The 26767-nt window shown below is 61.1% G+C and carries 20 protein-coding genes; 11 read left to right on the forward strand and 9 right to left on the reverse strand.

Translation table 11 applies throughout. From position 1 onward, the window contains the following. Positions 1 to 57: 57 nt before the first annotated feature. A complete protein-coding gene (locus tag LJ738_RS04405; RefSeq protein ID WP_227785101.1) occupies positions 58 to 285 on the forward strand; it encodes a hypothetical protein in 228 nt (75 codons plus the stop codon). A gap of 25 nt (positions 286 to 310) precedes the next feature. Here LJ738_RS04405 and LJ738_RS04410 read toward each other — a convergent pair whose 3' ends face one another. Continuing rightward, positions 311 to 1024, reverse strand: coding sequence for an arylesterase (locus tag LJ738_RS04410; RefSeq protein WP_227785102.1), 714 nt, complete (start codon positions 1022 to 1024; stop codon positions 311 to 313). Between the two features lie 199 nt (positions 1025 to 1223). Here LJ738_RS04410 and LJ738_RS04415 point away from each other — a divergent pair, with 199 nt between their 5' ends. From LJ738_RS04415 to LJ738_RS04435, 5 genes are all read left to right on the forward strand, one after another. Next, positions 1224 to 1928: an ABC transporter ATP-binding protein gene (locus LJ738_RS04415; protein WP_227785103.1), complete on the forward strand. Its 705-nt coding sequence runs from the start codon at positions 1224 to 1226 to the stop codon at positions 1926 to 1928. Continuing rightward, on the forward strand, positions 1921 to 4449 hold the full coding sequence (locus LJ738_RS04420; protein WP_227785104.1) for an ABC transporter permease: 2529 nt from the start codon (positions 1921 to 1923) through the stop codon (positions 4447 to 4449). Before LJ738_RS04415 ends, LJ738_RS04420 begins: the two co-directional genes overlap by 8 nt. A 370-nt stretch (positions 4450 to 4819) precedes the next feature. After that, on the forward strand, positions 4820 to 7165 hold the full coding sequence (locus LJ738_RS04425; RefSeq protein WP_227785105.1) for a S9 family peptidase: 2346 nt from the start codon (positions 4820 to 4822) through the stop codon (positions 7163 to 7165). Between the two features lie 394 nt (positions 7166 to 7559). After that, positions 7560 to 9095, forward strand: a complete 1536-nt coding sequence (locus LJ738_RS04430) for a lipase maturation factor family protein (RefSeq protein ID WP_227785106.1) — start codon at positions 7560 to 7562, stop codon at positions 9093 to 9095. A 33-nt stretch (positions 9096 to 9128) separates the two neighbouring features. Beyond that, positions 9129 to 10583 (forward strand): phytoene desaturase family protein, encoded by a 1455-nt coding sequence (locus tag LJ738_RS04435; RefSeq protein WP_227785107.1) that lies wholly within the window; start codon positions 9129 to 9131, stop codon positions 10581 to 10583. A gap of 311 nt (positions 10584 to 10894) precedes the next feature. Here the strand turns inward: LJ738_RS04435 and LJ738_RS04440 are convergent, their stop codons facing one another. The 3 genes from LJ738_RS04440 to LJ738_RS21435 form a co-directional block, all read right to left on the reverse strand. Then, on the reverse strand, positions 10895 to 11569 hold the full coding sequence (locus LJ738_RS04440) for a hypothetical protein (protein ID WP_227785108.1): 675 nt from the start codon (positions 11567 to 11569) through the stop codon (positions 10895 to 10897). A gap of 78 nt (positions 11570 to 11647) precedes the next feature. After that, positions 11648 to 11884: an outer membrane lipoprotein-sorting protein gene (locus LJ738_RS04445; RefSeq protein ID WP_227785109.1), complete on the reverse strand. Its 237-nt coding sequence runs from the start codon at positions 11882 to 11884 to the stop codon at positions 11648 to 11650. Between the two features lie 269 nt (positions 11885 to 12153). Beyond that, positions 12154 to 12840: a phosphatase PAP2 family protein gene (locus LJ738_RS21435; protein ID WP_227785110.1), complete on the reverse strand. Its 687-nt coding sequence runs from the start codon at positions 12838 to 12840 to the stop codon at positions 12154 to 12156. A gap of 408 nt (positions 12841 to 13248) precedes the next feature. On the opposite strand from LJ738_RS21435, the gene LJ738_RS04455 reads away from it, so the two are divergent. Both LJ738_RS04455 and LJ738_RS04460 read left to right on the forward strand, forming a co-directional pair. Further along, positions 13249 to 14640, forward strand: coding sequence for an amidohydrolase family protein (locus LJ738_RS04455; RefSeq protein WP_227785111.1), 1392 nt, complete (start codon positions 13249 to 13251; stop codon positions 14638 to 14640). 229 nt (positions 14641 to 14869) lie between these two features. Then, entirely contained in the window at positions 14870 to 17698 is a 2829-nt protein-coding gene (locus tag LJ738_RS04460) for an alpha/beta hydrolase family protein (protein ID WP_227785112.1), read from the forward strand. Between the two features lie 360 nt (positions 17699 to 18058). Here LJ738_RS04460 and LJ738_RS04465 read toward each other — a convergent pair whose 3' ends face one another. Next, the gene (locus LJ738_RS04465; protein WP_227785113.1) at positions 18059 to 18796 is read right to left on the reverse strand and encodes a tetratricopeptide repeat protein; all 738 of its coding nucleotides are present in this window, start codon (positions 18794 to 18796) and stop codon (positions 18059 to 18061) included. A 104-nt stretch (positions 18797 to 18900) separates the two neighbouring features. Between LJ738_RS04465 and LJ738_RS04470 the strand changes: the two genes are divergently transcribed. After that, positions 18901 to 20820: an ABC-F family ATP-binding cassette domain-containing protein gene (locus tag LJ738_RS04470; RefSeq protein WP_227785114.1), complete on the forward strand. Its 1920-nt coding sequence runs from the start codon at positions 18901 to 18903 to the stop codon at positions 20818 to 20820. A gap of 99 nt (positions 20821 to 20919) precedes the next feature. Here LJ738_RS04470 and LJ738_RS04475 read toward each other — a convergent pair whose 3' ends face one another. The 4 genes from LJ738_RS04475 to LJ738_RS04490 form a co-directional block, all read right to left on the reverse strand. Beyond that, complete coding sequence (locus LJ738_RS04475; protein ID WP_227785115.1) at positions 20920 to 21534, reverse strand: hypothetical protein; 615 nt, start codon at positions 21532 to 21534, stop codon at positions 20920 to 20922. Between the two features lie 47 nt (positions 21535 to 21581). Next, positions 21582 to 22433, reverse strand: a complete 852-nt coding sequence (locus tag LJ738_RS04480; protein ID WP_227785116.1) for a hypothetical protein — start codon at positions 22431 to 22433, stop codon at positions 21582 to 21584. Between the two features lie 177 nt (positions 22434 to 22610). Then, positions 22611 to 22970 carry a DUF952 domain-containing protein gene (locus LJ738_RS04485; RefSeq protein WP_227785117.1) on the reverse strand — a complete coding sequence of 120 codons (360 nt, stop codon included), beginning with the start codon at positions 22968 to 22970 and terminating at the stop codon, positions 22611 to 22613. Between the two features lie 193 nt (positions 22971 to 23163). After that, positions 23164 to 23550: a hypothetical protein gene (locus LJ738_RS04490; RefSeq protein WP_068193808.1), complete on the reverse strand. Its 387-nt coding sequence runs from the start codon at positions 23548 to 23550 to the stop codon at positions 23164 to 23166. A 152-nt stretch (positions 23551 to 23702) separates the two neighbouring features. Here LJ738_RS04490 and hppD point away from each other — a divergent pair, with 152 nt between their 5' ends. Together hppD and LJ738_RS04500 are read left to right on the forward strand one after the other, a co-directional pair. Further along, positions 23703 to 24836 (forward strand): 4-hydroxyphenylpyruvate dioxygenase, encoded by a 1134-nt coding sequence (hppD, locus tag LJ738_RS04495; protein WP_227785118.1) that lies wholly within the window; start codon positions 23703 to 23705, stop codon positions 24834 to 24836. A 123-nt stretch (positions 24837 to 24959) separates the two neighbouring features. After that, positions 24960 to 26696: a phospho-sugar mutase gene (locus LJ738_RS04500; protein ID WP_227785119.1), complete on the forward strand. Its 1737-nt coding sequence runs from the start codon at positions 24960 to 24962 to the stop codon at positions 26694 to 26696. Positions 26697 to 26767: the final 71 nt, after the last annotated feature.

Genomic DNA, 26767 nt, shown 5'->3' on the forward strand with positions numbered 1-26767 from the left:
TTTCCAGATTCTTAAAAACCTCCTATATTTCCGCCCCTTCCAGGACATCTAATTCCCATGAGCAACATTTTAACCGAAATAGACCAGGTACTGGCCACCCGCGATGGCCGCCTGGGCCGCCCTGTGGCCATCTATCTCGGCGAGCGCAAGTTCACCCAGCTAACCCTCGACGCGGCCCGCTTCCCGCTGCCCGAGCTGAGCACCGACGCCGGCCGGCCCCTCGCCTACCGCAACCTGGAGCTGCTGCGCGACGAGTTCGACATCGACGGCGTACGGTTGATTTGAGCGACTAATTTGAACCCACGCTGCCTTACTCCGTGGCCGGTACTTCCAGCAGCGGCTGCAGCGTGTGCCACACCGTGCGCGCCACAATGCGGTGGCCGGCCGGTGTGGGGTGAATGCCATCGGCTTGGTTGAGGCGGCGGTTGCCGCCTACGCCTTCGAGCAGAAATGGTATCAATACTAGCTGATTCTTTTCGGCAATTTCCTGGTAGAGGGCCTTGAAATCATTCGAATAGGTTTGGCCCAGGTTGGGCGGAATCTGCATGCCAGCCAGCACAATTTGTGCCCCGGGGCTGCGGCGGCGCACCGTGTCGATGATGGCCTGCAGGTTGCGGCGGGTGTCGGTGAGGGGGATGCCGCGCAGGCCGTCGTTACCGCCCAGCTCCAGCACAAACACGTCCACGGGCTGCCGCAGCACCCAGCTCACGCGGCTGCGGCCCCCGGCGGTGGTTTCGCCGCTCAGCCCCGCGTTTATCACTGCATAGTTCAGCCCAAGCGAGTCGATTTTCTGGCCCACCAAGGCGGGGAAGGCCTGTTCAGGCTCCACGCCGTAGCCCGCGGTGAGGCTGTTGCCGAAAAACAGCAAGCGCTTTTTGCCAGTAGAAGCGGCAGGCTTGGGATTGGCCGACCGGACGGCGGGAGCCGCCGGCGCGGTACGCACCGTTTCGGTGGCCGGGTCAGAATTGCAGGCGCTGAGCAGCAGGGCAAAAACAGCGACAAGCGAGGAGCGAACTACGGTCATGGGCAGCATTTTGGGCACTAAGCCGAAAGGACAGAAAACATGGCAAAGGGTTTGACGTCTTCCGTAAGCATAACGAATGGCAGCCCGGCCGGTTGCTACGCCGGGAAGCCGGGGGCACTTGGGCCCGCGTTTTCGGAGCACTATCTTTTGACTCCCTGCGCCCCCACCGCGGCCCCACCACTGACATCATTTTTTCTGCATGAGCATACTTCGAGTCGAAAACCTCACCAAAACCTATGCCAGCGCCGGCCATGCGCTCACCGTGCTGCACGCCGTGAGCTTCGACCTGGCGGCCGGCGACACCTTTGCCATCGTGGGACCGTCAGGCTCGGGCAAAACCACCCTGCTGGGCTTGTGCGCTGGCCTCGACCGGGCCACTTCCGGTAGCGTCTGGCTCAGCGGCATCCGGCTCGATACCCTGGGCGAAGACCAGCGGGCGGCTGTGCGCAACCAACACGTGGGCTTCATTTTCCAGAACTTCCAGCTTCTGCCCACTCTCACGGCGCTCGAGAACGTGCTGGTGCCACTGGAGCTGCGCGGGCAGCGCGGGGCCTCGCACACGGCCCTGGCCCTGCTCGACCGCGTGGGGCTGGCCGACCGCGCCCACCACTACCCAGCTCAACTTTCGGGCGGCGAGCAGCAGCGCGTGTCGCTGGCCCGGGCCTTTGCCAACCGCCCGTCGGTGCTCTTCGCCGATGAGCCCACCGGCAACCTCGACCCCGACACCAGCGAGCGGGTGGTGAACCTGCTCTTTGAGCTGAACCGCGAAGCCGGCACCACGCTCGTGCTGGTAACCCACGACCTGGAGCTGGCCGCCCTCACGCAGCGCACCCTGCGCCTGCGCGGCGGCAAGGTGGTAGAAGGCCAAACCACGAACGCCCCTTCTACCCTTTCTCATGAGTAACCTGCTCTGGCTCTTGCGCATGGCCTGGCGCGACAGCCGCCGCAGCCGGGCCCGGCTGCTGCTGTTCATGGCCAGCATCGTGCTGGGCATTGCGGCACTGGTGGGCATCAATTCATTTGGCGACAACCTGGCGCGAAGCGTCCGCGAGCAGGCCCGTGAGCTGCTGGGCGCCGACCTGGTTTTGTCGGCCAATAAGCCCTTTGCCCGGTCCCTGAAACCGGTGTTGAGCCGGCTGGGCGAGGCCCGCACGCGCGAGGTATCGTTTGCTTCCATGGCGGAATTTCGGCCGGGCAAGGGCGTGCGGCTTGTGCAGGTGCGGGCCCGCGACGGCGGCTTTTTCTACGGCGAGTGGCTCACTGAGCCCCGGGCGGCAGCCCAACGCTTCGCCGCGCCGGGCGCCGCGCCCGGCGCCCTGGTCGACGACGTATTGCTTTCGCAGTTTGGGGCCAAAGTCGGCGATTCGGTGCAGGTGGGGCGTGTCACGCTGCCCATTATCGGGCGGGTGCTGAAAACGCCGGGCCAAACGGGCATTGCCACCGCCGTGGCACCTACCGTGTTTATACCGGCCAGCCTGGTTCGCCAAACCGGCCTGCTGCAGCGCGGCAGCCGCGTGCAGTACCACCGCTCTTTCCGCTTCGCGCCGGGCACCGACGTGGCAGCCGCCATCAAGCCCCTGCAGGCGCGTCTCGACAAAGCCGACATCGACGTGGACACCGTGGCCAGCCGGCAGCAGCAGGTGGGCCGGGCCTTCGCCGACCTCACCCGCTACCTGAGCCTCGTAGCCTTTGTGGCGCTGCTGCTGGGCTGCGTGGGCGTGGCCAGCGCTGTGAACCTGTACGTGCGCGAAAAGCTGGCGGCGGTGGCCATCCTGCGGTGCCTGGGTGCCAGCGGCCGGCAAGCGCTGCTGATTTATCTGCTCCAGACCTCGGGCCTGGGGCTGGTGGGGGCAGTGCTGGGCGCGGCCTTGGGCGCCGCAGTGCAAACAATGCTGCCGCGGGTACTGGGCGACTTTCTGCCCGTGGCCATCACCGTGAGTGTGTCGTGGCCGGCGGTGCTCACGGGCCTGGCCACGGGGCTGCTCATGGCCGTGCTCTTTGCGCTGCTGCCGCTGCTCAGCATCCGGCGGGTGTCGCCGCTGCGGGTGCTGCGCGTGGCCTTTGAGGACGATACCACGGCGCCCGACCCATTGCGGGGCGTGGTGCTACTGATAATTGGGCTGTTTATTCTGGCCTTTGCCTATCAGCAAACCCGCGACTGGAAGCTCACGCTGGGCTTTGGGGCCGGGCTGCTGGTGGCCTTCGTGGCTCTCGCAGGCATAGGCCGCCTGCTCATGGCGCTGGTGCGCCGCTTCTTCCCGGTGGGCTGGGGCTACGTGTGGCGGCAGGGCCTGGCCAACTTACACCGCCCCCAAAACCAGACGCTTACTCTGATAACCTCCATTGGGCTGGGCACCTTCTTGCTGGCCACCCTTTTCCTGACCCAGGCTCTGCTGCTCGGGCGCGTGCAGATAGCCGGCCGGGGCTCTCAGCCCAATCTGGTGCTGTTTGACATTCAGCGGGAGCAGCGGGCCGGCGTGGAAAACTTGCTGCGGGCGCAGCGCCTACCCGTGCTGCAGCGGGTGCCCATTGTCACGATGCGGCTGCTGGCCATCAATGGCCGCTCGTCTTCAGCGCTGAAAAAAGACACCGCCGGAATTCCGCCGTGGGTGCTCTCCCGCGAGTACCGGGTAACGTACCGCGACTCCCTGAATTCGTCGGAAAAGCTGACTTCCGGGCAGGCTCCCACCCTCGGCACCGATGGCATCCCGCTCATTTCCATCGAAACCGCTTACCTTAAACGGGCCAAGCTCAAGCTCGGCGACACGCTGGATTTCAACGTGCAAGGCTCTCCCCTGCGCGCCATTGTGGGCGGCAGCCGCGAGATAGACCGCAGCCGGGTGCAGCCGAGCTTTTTGGTCTTGTTTCCGGCCGGGGTGCTGGAAGAGGCACCGCAGTTTCAGGTGCTGCTCACGCGCACGCCCAACACGGCCGCGCTGGCCGCCGTGCAGCAGGGCCTGGTGCGCGACTTCCCCAACGTATCGGCCATCGACCTCGGCCTGATTTTGCAAACCGTGGAAGACATTCTCGACAAAATCTCCTTTGTTGTCCGGTTCATGGCCGGCTTCAGCATCCTCACGGGGTTGCTGGTGCTGAGCAGTTCGGTGGTTATCAGCCGCTACCAGCGCGTGCGGGAAAGTGTCTTGCTGCGCACGCTGGGCGCCAGCCGCCGGCAAATCCTGCGCATCACGCTGGTCGAATACGGCCTGTTGGGCTTGCTGGCGTCGCTGGCAGGCATTGGCTTGGCCGTGCTGGCCGCCTGGGCGTTGGCCGTGTATGTGTTCGAAGTGGGCTTTGGGCCGGCGCTGCTGCCGCTGCTGGGCCTGGCCGGGCTGGTGACGGCCCTCACGGCCTGCATTGGGCTGTTCAACAGCCGCGACGTGTTGCGCCGCTCGCCGCTGGAAGTGCTGCGGGCAGAGGGGTAAGTTGGTGGCGAGGCGCTGTGTCTGTGGTTATCTTATGAAGGCACATTTGGCTTCTCTATATAGTAGTCGTTCGCGTTAATCATCTAAATACCAGAACGGGGTAGAGACGCAACACTTTGTGTCTCGTCGTTGAACGACATTCATGCGGCGCGGACCCGGAGAGGCAAAGTGTTGCGTCTCTACCCCGTCGTGGTTGCAATACAGACCTTTAAGGCTTGTGCTTACATGCGAGAAACGAGAGCGCCGGTTGCTCCCGTAGCGGCAAATTCCGGGGCATTTTTACTGTTGTGACTGCCTTCAGATGTTAAGCCAGCTCAACCAAGGATTTCGCAATACCTTTCGGCTATCAAATCGTCCTTTTTCTGAGCTTATGCCCAACTATTTACTTGCCCTGACGGCGCTGGCGGTTTCATTACCGCTCGCGGCGCAGGCGCAACAGCCACCCGCCCTCACGGCCCAGGACTATGCGCGGGCCGAACGATTCATGGGCTACAACACCCAGGCGCTGGTAGACCACAGCATGGGCCAGCCCAACTGGCTTGCGGGCGACCGGTTCTGGTACCGGGTGATGACCCCGCAGGGCAGCGAATTTGTGCTCGTGGACCCGGCCCACAAGTCGAAAAAGGCTGCCTTCGACCACGCCAAGCTGGCGGCGGGGCTTTCTACAGCCAGCGGCAAAAGCTACGAGGCTACCCGCCTGCCGTTCCGCAGCTTCGCGTTTTCGCCCGATGACAAGCTGGTTTTGTTTTCCTCCGGCGGCAAGAAGTGGCAATACGACACGGCCAGCGGCCAGGTGAGCGCCGACCCAACGCCGGCGCCCAGCCCTGGCGCAGGGGCCAATTCCCGGAACGAAGTGGTGTCGCCGGATGGCCAGCGGGCCGCCTACATCCAGGACAACAACCTGTGGGTACGCGACACCAAAACCAACAAGCTAACCCAGTTGACCACCGACGGGGCCAAGGACTACGGCTACGCCACCGACAACGCCGGCTGGACCACCAGCGACAAGCCGGTGCTGCTCTGGTCGCCCGATTCGCGCAAAATCGCTACCTACAAGCAGGACCAGCGCACGGTGAGCGACATGTACCTGGTGACCACCAACGTGGGCAAGCCGACCCTGAAATCCTGGAAATACCCGCTGCCCGGCGACAAGGACATCATCACCATCGAGCGCGTCATCGTAGAAGTGGACCAGCCGAAAGTGGTGAAGTTCCAGATGGCGCCTGACCCGCGCCGCGGCTCGCTGGCCGATGACATCTCGGCCGGCGCCAACGGCTTCGACGACGTGGACTGGAGCCCCGACGGCACGCAGCTGGCATTCGTGTCGACCTCGCGCGACCACAAAGTGGAAAAACTCCGGGTGGCCTACGCCGCCACGGGCAGCATCCGGGAAGTATTTTCCGAAACTGTGCCCACCCAGTACGAATCGGGCCAGGGCGACATCAATTGGCGCTACCTGCCCAAGTCCAAGGAAGTTATCTGGTACTCGGAGCGCGACAACTGGGGCCACCTCTACCTGTACGACGCCACCACGGGCAAACCCAAGCAGCAGATTACCAAAGGCAACTGGGTGGTAACACAACTGCTGAAGGTGGACGAGAAAGCCCGCCAGCTATACTTTCTGGCCGATGGCCGGGAGCCGGGCAACCCCTACTTCACCCACCTCTACCGTGTGGGGATGGACGGCAAACACCTCACCCTTCTCACGCCCGAAGCCGGCAATCACCGCATTAGCCTGTCGCCCTCCGGCCGCTACTTCCTCGACAGCTATTCCCAGCCCAACGTACCCACGGTGAGCCTCGTGCGCAGCCTGGACGGCAAGCTTGTGACGCCGCTGGAGAAGACCGACATTTCGCGACTCACGGCCACGGGCTGGAAGGCCCCCACTCCCATCACGGTGAAGGGCCAGGACGCGCAGACCGACCTCTACGGCCTGATGTTTACGCCCACCACGCTGGACCCCAATAAGAAGTACCCGGTTATCAACTACATCTACCCGGGGCCGCAGGGCGGCAGTGTGGGCAGCTGGTCGTTTGCCCCGGCCCGCGGCGACCACCAGGCGCTGGCGGAGCTGGGCTTTGTGGTAGTGGTGCTTGAGGGCAGCTGCAACCCCTTGCGCTCCAAAAGCTTCCACGATGGCTGCTACGGCAACATGGCCGAAAACACCCTCGCTGACCAAACCGCCGGCATGCGCCAGCTGGCCCAGCGCTACCCCTACATCGACCTGAGCCGGGCCGGCATCTGGGGCCACTCCGGCGGCGGGTTAGCCGCCGCCTCGGCCATGTTCCGCTACCCGGATTTCTTCAAAGTGGGCATCTCCGAATCGGGCAACCACGACAGCCGCAACTACGAGGACGACTGGGGCGAACGCTACATCGGCCTGCTCACGACCCAGCCCGACGGCACCTCCAACTACGACTCCCAGGCCAACGCCACCTACGCCAAAAACCTGAAGGGCAAGCTTATGCTGGCCCACGGCCTGATGGACAACAACGTGCCGCCCTATAACACGCTGCTGGTGGTGGAAGCTCTCATCAAGGCGAATAAAACCTTCGACCTGGTAGTATTCCCCAACGCCACGCACGGCTACGGCGCCTATTCTGACTACATGACCCGTCGCCGCTGGGATTACTTCGTGCGCAACCTGGCCGGCGCCGAAACCCCGCAGGACTACCAGCTGACCACCAAGCCCGACCCGCGCAACGCGACGCTGTAAGCAGCCTGCTGCACCATCTTTTTCCCGCTCAATAGCGGCACCAGCCCCAGTGGGGCGACCCAGCCAGACGCCCAAACGGCGCGCTGATATGGGTCGCCTCATTGGGGCTTCTGCTTTAGCAGCTCGGGATTTTTCAGTTGCAGCTCAATTGTTCCTAAGTGCAAGGCAGTGATGAAAACATCAGCTCAAGAATAGTGAAGTCGCTCTCTTAAAAGCGGTTTGCCCAACTAAACTCAACCTGAACCAACCCGCACTTTCTCAGTATGTAGCAGCAGGAGCTGGTGATGGATTTTAGCTAAACCCTGCGATAAGCAGCTTGCCAGCAACTGGCTACCTACCCCGGCGCCCACCCGAAAAGCACCCGACGTATTGTTTTCCTTCAGCGAACAACACAATGGACAGCCAAGCCCACAGCCTTTCGCGTGCGCCAGCCGGCCCTCCTACTTACTGGCTCACCCGGTTTGTAATTCTGCGCTTGCTGGGCGCCATCTATGCGGTCGCATTTCTGGTGGCCATCAACCAGCTAGTGCCCTTGATTGGCTCCCACGGGCTGCTGCCGGTGGGCACGTTTTTGCGGCGGGTGAGCCAGGTATTGGGGTCTGATGGAGCGGGCTTTGCGCACCTGCCGTCGCTGTTCTGGCTCTGGCATTCCGACACTGCTTTGTTGACGGTGGCCTGGCTGGGTCTGGGGCTTTCCTGCGTGGTGGCGGCCGGCTGGGCCAATGGGCTGCTGCTGGCGGTGCTTTGGGTGCTTTATATGTCCATCGTGCACGTGGGCCAGGAATGGTACGGCTACGGCTGGGAGATTCAGCTCACCGAAACCGGGTTTCTGGCCATCTTTCTGTGCCCCTTTTTCGACTGGCGGCCTTTTCCCCGGTACGCCCCGCCCATGCCCGTTATCGTGCTGTTTCGGTGGCTGGCCTGCCGCGTCATGCTGGGGGCCGGCCTGATTAAGGTGCGCGGCGACGAAGTGTGGCGGAACAGCACCGCGCTGTATTATCACTTCGAAACCCAGCCCATTCCCAACCCGCTGAGCCGGTGGTTCCATTTTCTGCCGCGTGTGGCGCTCCGAATGGGCGTGTGGTTCAACTGGCTGGCCGAGCTGGTGGCGCCCTTTTTCGTGTTTGGGCCCCGGCTGGCGCGGCACCTGGCGGGCACTGTGATGGTGTTGTTTCAGCTCAACCTCATTCTCAGCGGCAACCTTTCGTTCTTGAACTGGCTGACCATCGTGCCGGCGCTGGCGTGTTTCGACGATGGCTTCTGGGCCCGGCTGCTACCCCGCCAGCTGGTGCGTCGGGCCGAAGCTGCCGCTGCCGGCGCCGAGGAGTCGCGGCCCATGCGCACGGCAGCGTGGGTCGTCACCACGGTTATTGCCGTGCTCAGCATCCGGCCGGTCCTGAACATGGTGTCGCCGGGGCAAATCATGAACACCTCCTTCGACCCGCTCGACCTCGTGAATACCTACGGCGCCTTCGGCACGGTGGGCAAGGAGCGGCTGAACGTGGTATTTGAAGGCACCCTGGACGAAAACCCCAGCGACAACGCCCACTGGAAACCCTACCTCTACAAAGGCCTGCCGGTGGCCCTGAACCGCCGCCCGCCGCAAATTGCGCCCTACCAGCTGCGGCTCGACTGGCAGATGTGGTTTGCCGCCATGGCCTCCCCCAACGAATACCCCTGGACGGTGAACCTGGTATGGAAGCTGCTGCACAACGACCCCGGGGCCCTGAGTCTGTTTGCCAATAACCCCTTCCCCGACCGGCCGCCGCGCTACATCCGGGCCATTCGCTACCGCTACGCCTTTGCCAAGCCCGGCAACGAGCAGGGCCTGTGGTGGACCCGCGACCGGCTCGACGTGTGGCTGCCCGCCATCTCCACCGATAATCCGCGCCTGCTTGCCTTTCTGAAACAGACCGGCTGGATTCCCTAACTTGAGCCGTTTAGCTCAATTTCCTCCCCACGTATGAGCACCTCCGCGTACGATGCCGTTGTCGTCGGTTCCGGCCCCAACGGGCTGGCGGCGGCCATTGCGCTGCAGCAGGAGGGGCTTTCGGTGCTGCTGCTGGAGGGCAAGCGGGAGCTGGGCGGCGGCCTGCGCACGGCCGAGCTGACTCTGCCGGGTTTTCGCCACGACATCTGCTCGACCATTCACCCGCTGGCCGCTGCCTCGCCGTATTTCCAGACCTTGCCACTGGCCCAATACGGGCTCCAGTACATCACTCCGCCCGTGGCCGCCGCGCACCCCTTCGACGATGGCACTGCCGCGGTCGTGGTCACTTCCCTGGCCGATACCGCCCGCAGCCTCGGCCCCGACGCGGCGGCCTACCAACGGCTACTTGCCCCGCTGGTGGCGCGCTGGCCCAACATCGCCAACGACGTGCTGGCCCCGCTGCATTTCCCCAAGCATCCGCTGGATATGGCCCGGTTTGGGCTGTCGGCCCTGCAGCCGGCTACCCTGCTGGCCCGGCGCTTCACCGGCGAAAAAGCCCGGGGCCTGCTGGCCGGCATGGCGGCCCACGCTATTCAACCCCTGTCCAACCTCACGACCTCGGCCATCGCGCTGGTCTTGCTGATTGCGGCACACCGGGGCGGCTGGCCCCTGCCCCAGGGCGGCTCGCAGGCCATTGCCGATGCGCTGGTGGCCCACTTCCGGGCCCTGGGCGGGCACATCGAAACGGGCACGTTCGTGCGCTCGCTGGCACAGTTGCCTTCGGCGCGGGCCGTGCTGCTGGACGTAACTCCAGCTCAACTCATGCAGATTGCGGGGCACAGCCTGTCCAGCATCTATCAGTGGCAGCTCCGGCGCTACCGCTACGGCATGGGCGTGTTTAAGGTCGATTGGGCTTTGGCCGAACCCATCCCCTTCACCGCCCCGGAATGCACCCAGGCGGGCACGGTGCACTTGGGCAATACTTTGGAAGAAATCGCCGCCGGTGAGCGCGCCGCCTCACGAGGGCAGCACCCAAACCGGCCCTTTGTGCTACTGGCGCAGCAAAGCCTCTTCGACGCCACCCGTGCCCCAGCTGGCCGGCACACCGCCTGGGCTTACTGCCACGTGCCGAACGGCTCGCGCGTGGACATGACCGCGGCCATCGAGAGCCAGGTGGAGCGGTTTGCGCCCGGCTTCCGCGAGCGCATCCTCGGCCGCCACTCCTTCGACACCGCCCAACTGGAAGCGTACAACCCGAACTACGTAGGGGGCGACATCAATGGCGGCTTGCTGGACCTCAGCCAGTTGTTTACGCGGCCGGCCCTGCGGGCTTCGCCCTACCGCACCTCCCAGCGGGGGCTCTACCTCTGCTCCTCGGCCACCCCGCCTGGCGGGGGCGTGCACGGCATGTGCGGCTATTATGCTGCCCGCCGCGCCCTGCGCGACGTGTTTGGCCTGCCCGCCCCGCACCTGCACGGGAAGCGGTGAAAGCCCAGCTAGTTTGCATTTAAGGCGCTTGGGTCAGCCAGATGCAGGAGCAACGCGGCCCTCCAACTGCTTGAGCCACACCAGCAGAAACGAATTAGGCTAATAGCTCCACTTCAGGCACAGGTACGCCATGGTTTCTGCCAGGTAATGAGCAGGAGCATAAGGAATTCGAAACTTGAGCCAGGGCTTACCAGTTATTTATCCAAGCCGGCAAGCTAAGCTTGTCGAAGCAGCTTGACCGCTCTTTTTAGCAGCTAGGTGGATAGACTTTAATCTTATAAACGGGAAGGGCGCCGAAGCGCAAACGGCATTTACCCATAGGCCGGCGCGGTGGGAAACTGCTCCCGGCTATCGGACTCCCGAGCAGCGAGCACCGCACTGGACTTCATTGCCCGCGAGAACAAACCGGCCATCATAACCATTGACCCCACCGCAGTCACGCACCAAGGAGACGCCAGATACAACAAAGCAATGGAGAAATGGGGATAGAAATACACAACGCACACAAGCGGCGTGACGAGGGCATGCGCCAGTAAAAAGTCGCGGATCCGGCGTTGAAACCCCTGCTTCGCCAGGGCCGGAACGGCGAACAGCGCGGCCAGGCCCATGTTGATATAAGCCAGGGCATCAAGGGTCCAGAAAAACGAATGTGGGGCCACCACCAGCACCGGGTTGGTGACGCCATACGGCATGACGGCAGCCAGCTGCACGGTGTATACCAGAATGGCAAACCCGGTGTATAGCAGCGCGAAGAGCACCGAGGCGTGGCTCCAGAACCGCCGCTCTACCGGCACCGAGTAGTGCAGCGCCAGCATGGCCAGCAGAAAAGCCGGCGCAATGCCCAGCGAAAACCCGTAGATAAGGATGCCATCCCAGGGCGGCACCAGGATTCCGAAGTTCTGAAGCAGCTGAGCAGCAGTAAACCCAATGCAGGCAATAGCCGCCACGGTAGCGGCATAGAACCCAGCCTTTGCGATAGCATGCATGACTTTTGTCTATTTAATTAGCTCAATTTTAAATAAATACACATAAAGACTAATTCATACTCCCCCAACAGCGCCGGCTTAAGGCCGCATGGCCGGCGCGGTGGCCGCCTGCATTATCGGGTCAAACCCGATGCGCTGCATGGCCTCGGCCCAGGAACCGGTAAAGCGGATGGGATAGCAGGACAGATTGAGCGGCACGTTGAAGCGCAGGGAGCGATAGAGCAGCACAGTTTTCTGGCCGGGTTTGTCGGCGGGCGTCATTTCCAGACTGGTGGGCAGCCGGCCATCGGCTACAGCACGGCTGCTAACAGCCACGCAAATTGCTGCTTCAGCATGAAAAGACTACGGCACACGAGCAACACAAATTATTTAAAGTCAATTATCTATGACAAGCAATACAACTATCAGCCGGCGCCTGCAAAGGAGCGCCATATCTAGAGCGGTGCTGGTGCAGCCGCCCGTGCTCATTATAAAATTAGCCGGCAGCAGAGCCGAAAAACAGGAGCAGTGTTAAGCCTCGTCTTGACAAAAGTCATTGCCCTATTTAATCACTAACTCAAATAGGATGAGCTTTTTACTTATGACTATGCCAAACCCTGCCCCCACCCCTGCAGTTGCTGCGCGGGCCGGAAAAACAACATGTATACCCCCATCACCCACCCAATGGAGCCAACCCAGCCCGCAGCTACATCGGACGCAAAGTGGGCGCCGAGGTACATCCGGGCCACGCCCATGCCCCCGGCCCACAAGATGCCCACCACCAAGGCTAGCCAGCGCCAGCGCGTGGGCCAGAGCATTAGGGTAAGTGCCGCGGCCAGGGCCGCCGCCGCAATAGCGTGACCGCTGGGAAAGGAGTACACCGTGGCTGGGATAGGTGGCTCTTCCACCAGCTGGACCCACTCTTCGGGACGGGTGCGCTCGAACATGGCTTTGACGCCCAGATGCAGCAACCAGGTTCCGGCCATGCTCGCGGCCACCAGCCCGGCCTGCCAGCGGCGGTGGGCCAGCAGCAGCCCGCCCATCAGGCCCGCGCAGAACGCCCACATGGCCACCGTGCCGCCCAGCCGCGACAGCACCACGGCCACAGCGTCTAGTGAAGTTTGCCGGTGGGCCTGCAGCCAGGCCAGTAGCGCCCTATCGCGCACGAAACCTTCGTTTCTCCAGACGTTTTCTGCCAAATCCACGAATATCAGCCACGGAATCAGCCACCCCAGCACCAAAAACGCCACCCCTGCCTTATGATGCCGAAACCAGCGTTCCGTCTTTACCACTGAATGCAGAAAGGACATAACTCCGATACCCTAAGCGCTACATGCTATCAGAAGCATGCTTTGTTTTCTACGTAGAACGTTGCCCGGGTGACACCAATAGATTGAGCCATTTGGGCCGCTCTGAGAATTGTCATTCTCAGCAATTGCCTTTGCAACCGCCGAGACAGGTGGTGTCGCTCGCCGCTGGAGGTGCTGCAGGTAGAGGGCCGAAGCAGCACGGCTTAAGTATGCTACCGCAGCAAGAAAGGCACACGGTTTACTCCAAATTCGCGCCGGGCGGAAATACTTGCAACTGCCCAGCGCCTGAGCTCAACCTCTGCCATTGCAGCGGCTACCTTCGCTTCCGTGAGCCGGCCCTCTGGGGCCCTTGGTCGTTTCTCATTATCGCCTTGCAATCTGTTCCTTCCTATGCGCCTTGTCCTGCTTCTCTGTTTCGCCTTGCTGCTCCTTAGCGGCGCCAGCCACGCCCAACAGCTTACCATCGTGCACGTCAACGTGGTCGATGTCGTATCCGGCCGCATTCAGCCCGACATGACGGTGGTTATTACCGGCAAGCGCATTGCCCGGGTGAGCCCGTCGGCCCGCGTTAGTCCGCAATCCGGCAAGGTGGTCGACGCCACCGGCCAGTACCTTATCCCCGGGCTGTGGGACATGCACACCCATGTGTATTTCGACGGCACGGCGGCCGCCGGCACCGACCTGATTCTGCCCTTGTTCGTGGCCAACGGCGTCACCGGCATTCGCGACATGGGCAGCGAGCTGGAGGCCGTGCTGCAGGCGCGGGCCGACGTTGCCGCGCACCGGCTGGTGGGCCCGCGCATGGTGGTGAGCGGCCCCATGCTCGACGGGCCCAAGTCGCCCTACAAGGCCTCCATGGCCATTGCCACGCCGGAAGACGGGCGCAAAGCCGTTGACCAGCTAAAAGCCCGGGGCGTCGACTTTATCAAGGTGCAGTCGCTGGTGCCCCGCGAAGCCTACTTTGCCATCGCCGCCGAAGCCAGGAAAGCGGGCCTCCCCCTGGATGGCCACGTGCCCGACGCCGTGCGCGCCACCGAAGCCATAACGGCCGGCCAACGCACTTTTGAACACCTGATTGGCATTTTTGAGGCCAGCTCAACGGCTGAAGACGGCTACGTGATGGGCCAGGAAAAATCGCCCGGCCGCTTGCTGGCTACCTACGCCCCGCCCCGCGAAGCCGCGGTGGTCCGGCTGCTGGCGGCCCACCCGCTGGTGTGGCAATGCCCCACGCTGTTCTGGGAGCGTGGCCAGTGGCTGGTCGACTCCATTGCCTGGCGACAGGACCCCGACCTGAGCTACGCCGGCCGCAGCTGGACGAACCAACGCTGGCCCAAAGCCCAAACCAACATTGCCCGCACCCTCGACACCGAGCCGCTGGCCGTACGCGCCCGTTTCGTCACCCACGAGCTCGACCTCGTGCGCAAGCTGCACGCGGCGCACGTTGGCTTCCTGGCCGGCACCGATACGCCCGCCGGCGTCGACCTGATTCCCGGGGCCAGCCTGCACCTGGAGCTGCAGCGCTTCGTGGCAGCCGGCTTCACGCCCCTGGAAGCCCTGCAAACGGCCACCCTCAACCCGGCGCGGTTTTTCAAGCGGACGCAGGATTTCGGCACCGTGCAGGCCGGCCGCCTCGCCGACCTGGTGCTGCTCGGCGCCAACCCGCTGGCGGATATCGCCAACACCCGCAGCATCGTGGGCGTGCTGGCCGATGGGCAGTACTTCTCGCCCGCCGATTTAGCGCAGCTGCGGCAGCGGCTACAGCAGGTAGCGGCGGGGAAGTAGGGTGTACACAGGAAGGAATAGCGTCAGGGTATCTGAACGTCATGCCGAGCGCAGCCGAGGCATCTCGCGTGCCACCACTAATCTAATCGGTGCAGCGGCAGTAGTTACTGCATCACGCGAGATGCCTCGGCTACGCTCGGCATGACGATTTGCGTGACCCACATCAACCACCTTAACATTCGGCAACCAACTTCCTGATGGGAGTATATTTGGGAAACCTCCTTTGTACATGCATAAGCACTTACTCCTAATTGCCGCGCTGATTTGCCAGCTGCCCGCGCTGGCTCAGCAAGCCCCCAAAAAGCCGCTCGACCACTCCGTTTATGACAAGTGGGAAAGCGTCATCAACCAAAAAATCAGCAACAACGGCAAGTACGTGCTGTACCAGGTGAAGCCCCAGCAGGGCGACGGCACGCTCTACCTGAAAACTGCCGACAACCGCCCGCTGGCCCAGATTAGCCGCGGCGATTCGGCTGCCTTCTCGGCCGATTCCAAGTTTGCGGTGTTCCCCATCAAGCCGCCGTACGCGCTGGTGCGCCAGGCCAAAATCAAGAAGAAAAAGGCCGACGACATGCCCAAGGATTCGCTGGGCGTGTACGCACTGGAAACCGGCAAGCTCACCAAATACCCCAACGTGAAGTCGTGGCAGCTGGCCGAGAAAGCCTCGGTGCTGGCCTTCCTGGGCAATAAGCCGGTGGTGAAAGACACCAAGCCCAAAGCCCCGGCCGATACGCTCAAGAAGCTCACCGACGGCCTGCTCGACGCCAACAAAGCCGGCGCGCCCCTCACCTTGGTAAACCTGCTGACCGGCACCACCCGCGAGTTTGCGTCGGTCACCGATTACCAGCTCAGCAAGCCGGGTAACCGCATGGCCTTCGCCGTGCTGGCCCCCAAAGGCAGCAAGGACGTGAAGTCGGGTCTGTTTGCGTTCGATGTAGCGGCCGGGAAGCTCAAGAAGCTGAGCACCGGCAAGGGCACTTATAAGAATCTGGCCTTCGACGACGCGGGCAAGCAGCTGGCATTCGCAGCCGAGAAGCACCCGGAGAAGGCGCTGGTGAAGCCGTTCAGCCTGTACTACTCCAACTTCGCCGCTGATTCGGCCGCCATTATCCTGCGGCCCGGTGATAAGGCGCTGAAAACGAACTGGTCGCCGAGCGGCTTCGGCAAAATCCTGTTCAGTGAGAACGGCGAGAAGCTGTTTTTCGGCACCGCGCCCGACCCCATTCCGCAGGATACTTCGCTGGTGGACTTTGAACACGCCAAGCTTGACATCTGGAACTACAAAGACGACTACCTGCAGCCCATGCAGCTCAAGACGCTGAAGAAGGACCTGCAGCGCAACTACCTGGCCGTCATCTACCCGAAGCAGGCCAACAAGTTTGTGCAGCTCGAAGACGAGTACCTGCGCGACTCCTACATGGCCGACAACACCAACGCCGAATACGTGCTGGCCACCACCGACACCGCCAAGCGCGTTTCGATGCAGTGGGAAGGCAACACTCGCAAGCAGGCCTACCTCGTGTCGACGCGCACCGGCCAGCGCATTTCCATCAACCCGAAAGCCTCCAAAAGCCGGTTCCAGATTTCGCCCCACGGCGACTACGCCCTGTGGTACGACGACGCGGCCAAGGCCTGGTTTGCCTACTCCGTGGCCACCCGCCAAACCGTCAACCTTACCCAGAAAGCAGGTGTGTCCTTCGCCGACGAGGAGAACGACTCGCCCACCGACCCCGAGCCCTACGGCTTGGCCGCTTGGACCAAGAACGACGAAGCCGTGCTGCTCTACGACCGCTACGACATCTGGAAAATCAACCCCAAAACCGGCCTTGCCACCAACTTCACCAACGGCCTGGGCCGCCAGCAGAAGCTGCGTTTCCGCTACCGCATCCCGGTGGACAAGCAGAAATTTATCGAGCCAAAAGACGAGCTGCTGCTCCTGACGCAGCACGACGTGGACAAGACCTGGGGCTACTACCGCAAGCCGCTCGGCAGCACCAAAGCCCCCGAGCGGCTGGCCATGGCCCCGATGACCTTCTCGAATGTAGAGCAGGCCAAAAACGCCCGCCGCTACATCTATACCAAATCGAGCGTGAGCCAGCCGGCCGACGTGTACGTGAGCGCCGACCTGAAAAAGGAAACCAAGCTCAGCGCCATCAACGCCCAGCAGAAGGACTACAACTGGATGACGGCCGAGCTCGTGCACTGGACCACTCCGCAGGGCCACGCCGCCACCGGCGTGCTCTACAAGCCTGAAAACTTCGACCCCACGAAGAAATATCCGATGATTTCGTACTTCTACGAGAAGGTGTCGGACGGAATCTACCGCTACCAGGGGCCCGCGCCCACCCCCTCGCGGCTCGACATCACCATGTTTGCCAGCAATGGCTACCTCGTGTTCACGCCCGACATCAGCTACACCGTGGGCGAGCCCGGCCCCTCGGCCGTGGAGTACGTGAACTCGGGCGTGGAGGCGCTGAAGAAAAACCCCTGGGTTGATGCCGCCCACCTGGGCATCCAGGGCCAGAGCTGGGGCGGCTACCAGGTGGCCTACCTCATCACCCAAACCAACATGTACGCCGCTGCCTGGGCCGGCGCGCCCGTCGTGAACATGACCTCGGCCTACGGCGGCATCCGCTGGGAGTCGGGCATGAGCCGGCAGTTCCAGTACGAGCGCACCCAGAGCCGCATCGGCGCCACGCTCTGGGAAAAGCCGGAGGCCTACATCCGCAACTCGCCGCTATTCCAGCTGCCTAAGGTGCAAACGCCGGTGGTCATCATGTCGAACGACGCCGACGGCGCCGTGCCGTGGTACCAGGGCATCGAGATGTTCACCGACCTGCGCCGCCTGGGCAAGCCCGTGTGGCTGCTGCAATACAACGGCGAAGCCCACAACCTCATCAAGCGCGAAAACCGCAAGGACATTTCCATCCGCGAGCTCCAGTTTTTCGACCACTACCTGAAAGGTGCTCCTGCGCCGGTATGGCTCGACAAGGGCGTGCCTGCTGTTGAGAAAGGCCGCAACTGGGGTTTGGAGGTTTCGAAAGGGACCGGGATGTAGAGTAGCATAATGACTAAAAAGGCCCGTTTCCCAGTTGGGAAACGGGCCTTTTGCGTTGGTGGTACTGCGGGAAAAGTGATTGAGGCTCAGCCGCTGAACTAGCGCGAGCTTAGCGCAGCGTAACTCGTGACGGTTTATTTGGGCGAGGCTGTGCCTCGCATCCGAACGACCCAGCAATAGTCTTCTTATGGCCAGTCTTGCATTGCCGCCGAAGCGGCAGTGGAGGCCCAGCCTCTACCTCATAGCTGGTCACGAGTTACGCTGCGCTAAACTCGCGCCAGTTCAGGGGAGACGATACAGCCAGCTTATGCTTCGCCACTTCCGCGATGGGGAGTGTCGGAGGCCGCTTGAGTGACATCCTCAGTGGCAGACTTTCTCCCTAAAAGCTGCCACTTGAGTGTTGTTAACTCCAAGTTCCTCACAGCGCTTTAAATCAGCACAACAGCCGTTTAAGTCCTGAATCAAATATTTTGCAGAGGCACGATTTTGATAAGCTACAGCATACGTAGGGTCAAGCTTGATAGCTTGGTCATATGCCTTAATAGCTTCGGGATATTTGTTTGCGTGCAAGTAGGACTTTCCAAGTCCGTAAAAGATTGTTTTTGAGGCAGGATTGATTTCTACAGCATGACTAAAATTCTTAATTGCTCTTGCAAAATCATGCTCCTCTAAGAATCCATAACCCAAGCCTTCGGATATCCGAACGTCTGTGGAATCGGCCTTTTGAGCTTGAAGAAAATATTGCCGAGCCTGCTCAAATTGTCGGAGATTATTATTACAAATTCCCAAATTCAAAAGAGCCAAATAATCCTGCTCAGAAAAGACAGTTGGATTAATAGCCAAAATCTGCTGTGCGTCTTTAATAGCTCCTTGGTAGTCTTGCAACTTGTATTTGGCTTTGCACCGAAGCAACAAAGCTCTTTCCGATTCGGGGCCATTTTTAAGAATTGCATCGAACCGACGAATTGCCTCTTGGCTATTTCCTGCACTAAGTGCTTGTTCTGCTGCCGAGAATTCCTTCAACTGCTCTTGTTGGCTCTGCGCTTGGCAACCTTGGCAGAGGGTTAATGTAATTACCCAGAGAAGTAGTCTTTTCATCCAACAAATATGCGTTCAGCTTATTGAACCGTAGTACTGTTTGCAACGCAGATTGCAATACCGTCAACCCAACCCCGCCCGCCCCGGCCGTACCTTTGCGGTCTATGAATCTGTTATCCGCCGAGAACATCTCGAAGAATTACGCCGACCGCTGGTTATTTAAAGACCTCAACTTCGGCCTGCAACAAGGGCAGCGCGTGGCCTTTGTGGGCATCAACGGCACGGGCAAGACCACGCTCATGCGCGTACTGGCCGGCCTCGAAATCCCCGATACCGGCCTGGTGAGCGTGCGCAAGGGCATCCGCGTGACCTACCTGGGCCAGCAGCCCGTGTTCGACGAAAGCCTGAGCGTGGAGGAAACCATCTTCGCCAGCCAGAACGACACGCTCAAGGCCATTCAGGAGTACGAGCACGTCATCAACGACCCCAACCACAAGTCCGACGACCTCCAGCGCGTGCTCGAGCGAATGGACGCCCTCAACGCCTGGGACTACGAAGCCCAGGTACAGCAAATCCTCGGCCGCCTCGGCATCCTGGGCGAGCTGCTGACCCGCAACGTGGCCCAGCTCTCGGGCGGGCAGCGCAAGCGCGTGGCTCTGGCCCGCGTCCTCATCGAAGAGCCCGATGTGCTGCTGCTTGACGAGCCTACCAACCACTTGGACCTGGCCACCATCGAGTGGCTCGAAAACCGGCTGTCGTCCCCCACCCTCACGCTGCTGATGGTGACCCACGACCGGTACTTCCTGGACAAAGTGGCCAATGAAATCGTGGAGCTGGACAAAGGCAACATGTACCGCTACCAGGGCAACTACGCCTATTTCGTGGAGAAAAAGGCCGACCGCGAAATGCGCGAAACCGTGGAAGTGGAAAAGGCCCGCCAGCTCTTCAAAAAGGAGCTCGACTGGATGCGCCGCATGCCCCAGGCCCGCGGCACCAAGCAAAAAGCCCGCATCGACGCCTTCTACGTGACCAAGGAAAAGGCCAGCACCAACCTCAACAAGCAGCAGGTGGAGCTAAGCGTGAAAACCACCCGCCAGGGCGGCAAAATCATCGAAGCTGACAGCCTGAATAAGAAATTCGGCGACAACGTGGTGCTGAATGATTTCAGCTACGTCTTCAAAAAGAAGGACCGGATTGGCCTGGTGGGTCCCAACGGCGCAGGCAAATCCACGCTGCTCAACATGCTCACGGGCAAGCTGCAGCCCGATTCCGGCACCATCGACGTGGGCACGAACACCGTGTTCGGCTACTACACCCAGACCGAGCTGGAATTCGACCCTTCGCAGCGCGTCATCGACATCGTGAAGGAAGTGGCCGAAGTAGTGGAGCTGGCCAACGGCGACGTGCTCACGGCCAGCCAGTTCCTCAACCTATTTCTGTTCCCGCCGGCCCAGCAGTACACGCTGGTGAGCAAGCTGAGCGGCGGCGAAAAGCGCCGGCTGCAGCTTCTGCGCGTGCTCATCAAAAACCCCAACTTCCTGATTCTTGACGAGCCGACCAACGACCTGGACCTGGCCACGCTCAACATCCTGGAAGACTTCCTGCTGCACTTCACCGGCTGCCTGCTCATCGTGAGCCACGACCGGTACTTCCTCGACCACCTCGCCGAGCACCTCTTCGTGCTCGAGCCCGGCGGGGCCGTGCTCAACTTCCCCGGCAACTACACCGACTACCGCGAGTACCTGGAAGAGCGCGAAACCGAAGCCGCCCTGGAAGCCGAAGAGAAGGCCGCCAAAGCCGCTCGTGCCGCCGCCAAGGCGGCCATCGTGCCCGCAGCTGTGAGCACGGCGGTGGCCCCGTCGCCGGCCAAGCGCCGCGCCACCTTCGCCGAGAAGAAGGAATACGAGCAGCTTGAAAAAGCCATGGCCGTGCTGGAAACCGAAAAAGAGCAGCTCACCGCCAACCTGAACGGCGGCAGCGGCAGCCCGCAGGACTTTGCCGCCTGGGGCGCCCGCCTCCAAGCCCTGGAAAAGGAATTGAGCCAAAAAGAAGAACGCTGGCTGGAGCTGGCCGACTACATGTAAGCACTACCGTCTCACGATAAACGCAACAGGCCCCCGCGAGCTATTCGCGGGGGCCTGTTGCGTAGCTGGCAGCTTACCAAAGCGGCAGGCAACTGCCGCTTATTCCCCTGTGGCGATGTTGATAACGCGGTTATCGCCGTCGAACAGGATTTCAAACCAGCCGTCGTATTTCTCGTCGCCGTACCGCGTATGGTTAGCCGCAATGGCCTTGTAGTTGATATTCCGGGACCTTCCGGGCTTGGCAATCGGCTTTAAATCTCGGAGCACATTATTGTCTATCAGATACCGGGTATAGGTAGTTGGGGCGCCTGACTTGAGGGATTTTGTTTCGGTAAAGGGTTTGATTTCGGAGGTCAGAACGCCGCCCACCCGAAACGCCTGCTCTGGTGATTTGCCAAAGGCCAGCGTGTTGTCATTCAGCTCAAAGCCCACCAACCCATCTTTGAGGAAGTAAAGCTTATTGGCGTTGTAGTAATACACCACGGCCGTATCGGCTTCCATTTCAAAGTACATACTTCCCTTCCGGGTGGGCCGGCCCAGGGCCTTCACAGCGGCCTTGGTGCCCTGGCCCAAGCCAAGTTTGGTCTTGCTCCCAGTCTTGGCATTCAGCAGCCCAAGATGCTGCACATCAAAGCCTTTCTGGGCAAAAGCGGTGGTACCCCAGCCCAACTGCCAGGCCATCACAATGGCCAGGAGGCACGCTATTCTCTTCATCAAGGCGGTAGACTTTTTGGTAGTAAAGTAGGGCGCTAAAGTTAGCGCTACCTACGAGTACGTACCTGAACAAATTCCAGCGGTACCGCGCTGCGGCCCACGGGCGCCTGCACCACGAGGCCATCGGCCGCGTCGTAGCGCGGGAAGTAAAGGTAGCCCCGCACCTGATAGCCCGGCGCCAACGACACCTTGCGCAAGGCAAATTCCTGCAGGTTGGCAGCACGCTCATGCATGGCCTCGGCAGCTACGGCGTGCCCGATTTTGGCAGCCGTGGAAATGGCGCTATAAGTAACGGCCGCGTCGTGAATGGCGGCGCGGCTTTGGTATTGTTGGGCGGTTTCCCGCTTGCCGATGCTGGCCACATCGGTGGCCAGGCTGGCAGCGCCCAGAGCCAGGCCAAACCAGTCGATGCGGGCCGCTTTGTCCGCTTCCTTTTTGGCCCGCTCAGCCAAAGCCATTATTTCGGGCTCAGGGTCGAAGGCCGACACGGCTTGGGGTGGCAAGGGCGGCAGCGGCAGGGCCATGCTGGCAGCGGCCACGGCAGCCGTTACCTCGGCGCCGGGCAGGGGCTTGGGCCTCTTAGCTTTCTGGCCCGGGGCTGGTGCCGGAGCCGGCAGCCGGCTGGCTTGGTACTGAAACGCGGCGGGGTCGATGACCAGCGTCCGCTTGGTGGGGTTAAAGTATTCGGCCTCAAACACGACCCGCGTGGGCTCGTAGCACACGAAACTCAGGCGAACTTCCACGCTGTCGCCCACAGCCAGGGCCTGCTCCCGGCCTTCGTTGTTCCGGCCTTTGGGTTGAGCTGGTTTCAGCCCCAGCTGATACGTAGGGGCGCAGGCCGTAGTAGCTAGCCCAACCAGAGCCAGTAATTGGAAGTGGCGGAAGTTAAAAGGCAGCATAAGACCAGGCGAAAGGAAAAGTGCTTCTGGCCGGAAGATGCTATTTGCTACACTGAGGTTGCAAGGCCCGGCACATTTATTTCGCAATATGGTGCTACCCGCCCATTCATTCAAGCCGCGAAATACGCACGGCTTTTTTCAGCTCAATTCGGTGATGCGAAGGCGCTTATTAATAAATTATTCCGCTCCGCCACTCAGCTCTGCAGGCAGTTGGAACTGCCCGGCCGTATCGGGCGCGAATGGCCACACGTGGCGCACCGCCGCAAGGGGTACCGGCCCAAATACATGTGCGAAGGCTTCGCCGCGCGAAGCCACCCACTCGCGCTCTACCCGCACATCGGCGGCCGCCAACGCAGCTTCGTCCCACTCCAGCAAAACCAAATCGGCCCGCCCGGCATAATACCGGCGGGCCGTTTCGAGTATTTGCGACTGTTCCGAGGAGTGAATAAAGCCCTCGGCCTCCAAATCGGCGCTGGCAAAAAAGCCGGTTTGTTGGGCATTTTGCCAGTCGCTGGCTTCGGCAATGCGGTAGAGCACAGTGTTTAAATTATTGAGCTAAAAAAAGCCCGTTATGCTTAGCGGCGTCTGTCATGCTGAGCCTGCGAAGCATCTTATCACCGTTGCACGAATCGTTGTGGCGTGATAAGATGCTTCGCTGTGCTCTGCATGACAGACGTCGCGGACATGACGGTGTTTTATCCTTTAATTAGAAGGGACTTTTCAGCCCAACCTACGCCTTCCAAAGCTCCTGCTGCACTTGTTTGCCCACCGTAAGCATGATGCGCACGGGGTTCGGTATCAGCGTGATGCGGGCTTCTTTGCCGGGGTACTTCTCCGAGTCAACCCACACGCCTTCTTTGGGCGAGGGCGTGGAGTTGGGGTCGCTGGGCAGGTAGGCCGTTGGCAGCAGCACGTCGGTGTCGGACTTCAGGTCGGTGTGCACTTTGTCGAGCGCCGTTTCGAGGAAGTCGCCGTACTCGTCGTTGAAGTCGTCTTCCAGGTCATGCAGGGCCTCTTCTACGTCGTCGTAGCGGGCATCGTCGTAGGTGAGGGTGTGCAGCTCGGCCTTCTTTTCAATCAGGGCCACAAGGGCGCGGTTCAGTTCTTCGGTATTCATGGGAGCGCTAAGGCAGATGATTGGGCACAAAAATGGGAATGATTTGCTAAACACTCGCCGCGGCCGGCTATCAATTTTTAAGTACCAGCCAATTTATATCCGAACCTGTAATTTTACCGCATCATCCCCACCCTCCTTTTTCCCTCCCACCCATGCAATCCATGACCTCGCCCGAAGTGCTGGCCCAACCCGCTCAGGATTTCCTGCCCCTGAAAGGCACCGACTTTGTTGAATTCTACGTCGGCAACGCCAAGCAGTCGGCTTACTACTACCAGGCCGCTTTCGGCTACGAGCTGGTGGCCTACGCCGGCCCCGAAACCGGCCTGCGCGACCGCGCGAGCTACGTGCTGCAGCAGGGCAAAATCCGGCTGGTGCTCACCACCTCCCTCCTCCCCGACTCCGACATTACGCGGCACGTGGCCCAGCACGGCGACGGCGTGAAGGTGATGGCCCTGTGGGTGGACGACGCCCGCAAATCCTTCGAAGAAACCACCAAGCGCGGCGCCCGCGTGGCCTTCGAGCCCTACACCATCGAGGACGAATTCGGCTCCGTGACGCTGGCCGGCATCTATACCTATGGCGAAAGCATCCACACGTTTGTGGAGCGCACCAACTACACCGGGCCCTTCATGCCGGGCTACGTGGCCAAGAAAAGCCTGGTGCCGCAGGGCGAGCCCGTGGGCCTGCTGCACGTGGACCACTGCGTGGGCAACGTGGGCTGGGGCGAAATGAACACCTGGGTGAAGTTTTACGAAGACGTGATGGGCTTCAAATTGCTGCTCACCTTCGACGACGAGGACATCAGCACCGAGTACTCGGCCCTGATGAGCAAGGTGGTGAGCAACGGCAACGGCTACGTGAAATTCCCCATCAACGAGCCGGCCGAAGGCAAGAAAAAGTCGCAGATTGAGGAGTACCTCGACTACTACCACTCGCCCGGCGTGCAGCACATCGCCATCGCCACCAACGACATCCGCCGCACCGTAACGGAGCTGCGCCGCCGCGGCGTGGAGTTCCTTTCGGTGCCCGGCACGTACTACGACGACCTGCTCGACCGTATCGGCGCCATCGACGAAGACTTGGCTTCAATTAAGGAGCTCAACCTGCTCGTGGACCGCGACGAGGAAGGCTACCTGCTCCAGATTTTCACCAAGCCCGTGGAAGACCGGCCCACCGTTTTCTACGAAATCATCCAGCGCAAAGGCGCCAAGAGCTTCGGCAAAGGCAACTTCAAGGCGCTATTTGAGAGCATTGAGCGCGAGCAGGCGCTCCGCGGCAATCTGTAGGTTGAATTATCCGTAGAGACGCATATTTGCGTCTTGTCTTTGAGCGTGGCCCCGGCCACCTGTTCGACGACAAGGCGCAAATATGCGTCTCTTCATTTCCTGCCCTCACACCTTTTCTTTCCCATGGCCCTATCTCCCGACATTCAGAAGACCGTCGACTCCTGGCTCACGCCCGACTACGACGCTCAAACCCAGCTCGCCATCCGCGAAATGGTGGCCAGCGGCCAGCACGAAGCCCTGACCGACGCCTTCTACCGCTCCCTCGAATTCGGGACCGGTGGCCTGCGCGGCATCATGGGCCCGGGCTCCAACCGCATGAACCGCTACACGCTGGGCATGGCCACGCAGGGCTTGTGCAACTACTTAATAAAGAGCTTTCCGGGCCAGGAAATTAAGGTAGCCATTGCGCACGACAGCCGGAACAACAGCGCCGAATTTGCGCAGATTGCAGCCGGCATTTTCTCGGCCAATGGCATCACGGTGTATTTATTCGACGCCCTGCGCCCCACGCCCGAGCTGTCGTTCACCATTCGGGAATTGGGTTGCCAAAGCGGCTGTGTGATAACCGCTTCGCACAACCCCAAGGAGTACAACGGCTACAAGGTGTACTGGAACGACGGCGCCCAGGTAGTAGCGCCGCACGATAAAAACATCATCGACGAGGTAACTAAAATCACCAGTGTCGGAGCGGTTAAATTCGACGCTGACCCTTCTAAAATCATCAGCATTGGCCGCAATCTGGACGCCCTTTATTTTGCCCAGGCGCGCCAGCTCAGTATTGACCCCGCGGCCATCAAGCGCCAGCACGATTTAAAGATTGTGTACACGCCCATTCACGGCTCGGGCATTGCGCTGGTGCCGGGCTTGCTGAAGGAGTTTGGCTTCACCAACGTGAGCGTGGTAGATGCCCAGGCCACGCCCGATGGCAACTTCCCCACCGTGCAGTCGCCTAACCCCGAGGAGAAAAGCGCCATGCAGCTGGCCCTCGACCAGGCCCAGGCCCAGAACGCTGACATTGTATTGGCTACCGACCCCGACGCCGACCGCGTGGGCGTGGGCGTGAAGAACGACAAGGGCGAATGGGTGCTGCTAAACGGCAACCAGACCGCCGCCCTGCTCACCTACTACCTGCTCTCGGCCCGGCACCGCGCCGGCCAGGCGGCGCCCAACGACTTCATCGTGTACACCATCGTAACGAGCGAAATCATTGGCGACATCGCCCGCCAGTACAACATCAAAAGCTACCAGACGCTTACCGGCTTCAAGTACATCGCCGGCATCATCCGCGACCTCGAGGGACGCGAAACCTACGTGGGCGGCGGCGAGGAAAGCTACGGCTACCTCATCGGCGACTTTGTGCGCGACAAAGATGCCGTGTCGGCCTGCGCCATGATTGCCGAAATGGCCGCCGTGGCCAAAGACCAGGGCCGCACCCTCTACCAGGAAATGGTGCACATGTACGCCCACTACGGCCTCTACCTGGAAGACCTCATTTCGCTGACCAAGAAAGGCAAGCGCGGCGCCGAGGAAATTCAGGAAATGATGGCCCAACTGCGGGCTACCCCCCCGGCTACCATCGCCGGCCTGAAAGTGGTGGAAATCCGGGATTACAAAACCGGCCGCATCCACAACCTCACCACCGGCCGCATTTCCGAAACCGGCCTGGAAAGCTCCAACGTGCTCCAGTTCCTCACCGAAGATGGGAGCAAAATATCAGCCCGCCCCAGCGGTACCGAGCCCAAAATCAAGTTCTATTTCAGTGTAAAGGAGCCACTACGCTCCGCCGTGGATTACGACCTGGCCACGCGCTTAGCTAAGGAGAAAATCCAGGCGATAATTGCGGATATGAAGCTGCAATAGCGCGCAAGGTTTCACGAAGTTTAAAAAGGAAAGTCCCGCAAAGTTTGGCAGAACGTCAAACTTTGCGGGAC

It is taken from the genome of Hymenobacter plasmatis (assembly GCF_020711255.1).
In the GTDB taxonomy this organism is placed as follows: Bacteria; Bacteroidota; Bacteroidia; order Cytophagales; family Hymenobacteraceae; genus Hymenobacter.